1 pseudogene is annotated in these 1,040 nt (G+C 58.8%); it reads left to right on the top strand.

Annotated elements, in window-relative coordinates:
- Positions 1–68: 68 nt before the first annotated feature.
- Positions 69–1,040, top strand: a pseudogene (locus V8U06_RS29130) (IS481 family transposase); the annotation flags it as partial.

Below are 1,040 nucleotides of genomic sequence, written 5' to 3'. Positions count from 1 at the left end.
CCTAGGTGTGTGGTCCCGGAGTGTAACGGTGCATCATTGATCCTTGGTCGTCAGGAGGAGGATGCATTGTGGGAAGTTTTCTTCACGGCAGCGCCCGCACGACGCCACGTCTTCGAACCGAGCTCCAAGCGTCGAAAGAAAGTACCCGGTCCCTTGCCGCCCGCTACAGCCTGAACCCTAAGACAGTGGCCAAGTGGTGCGGGCGGACCACGACGGCCGATGCCCCCATGGGCCCCAAGTCTCCCAAGAGCACGGTTCTGACAGCGGCTGAGGAAGCCGTCGTCGTGGCGTTCCGGCAGAAGACGTTGCTGCCCCTGGATGATGTGTTGGGCTGCTTGCGCGATACCATTCCCAACCTCAGTCGCAGCGCGCTGCACCGCTGCCTCCAGTGTCACGGCATATCCCGACTGCCGGTCGAGGAAGTCGAGGAGCGGCGCAAGCGGTTCAAAAGCGATGAGATCGGTTACGTCCATATCGACAGTTGCGAGTTACGCCATGCCGACGATAAGCTCATCATGTTCCTCGCCATCGACCGGGTCTCCAAGTTCACCCATGTCGAATTCCACGACTGCACTGGAAAGATGGAGGGCGCAGCCTTCCTCCGCAACGTGATCGAGGTCTTTCCCTGCCAGATACACACCGTGCTGACCAATAACGGCATGGCCTTCGCCGACCTGCCCAAGAACCGTACCGGATCCAGCCGTCGCTTCCTCGGTCCGCATATCTTCGACCGCGTCTGTATCGCAAACGGTATCGAACACCGGCTGACCAAGCCTTACCATCCTTGGACGAATGGCCAGGCTGAGCGGATGAACCGCACCATCAAGGACGCCACCATCAAGGACGCTTTATCAATATGACGATCTGGAAAGTCTCAAGGCCCATGTGCTGGCCTTCGTCACGGCTTACAACTTCGCCAAACACCTCAAGGCGCTGCGATGGCGAACGCCCTATCAGGCCATCTGCGACGCCTGGACAAAAGACCCGTCAATCTTCAAAGTTAATCCGCACCATCTCATTCCAGGACCACACACCTCGGC

The sequence above is a fragment of the Shinella sp. G-2 genome, from assembly GCF_050172695.1.
GTDB lineage: Bacteria > Pseudomonadota > Alphaproteobacteria > Rhizobiales > Rhizobiaceae > Shinella.
This window is presented reverse-complemented; position numbering and strand designations above follow the sequence as displayed.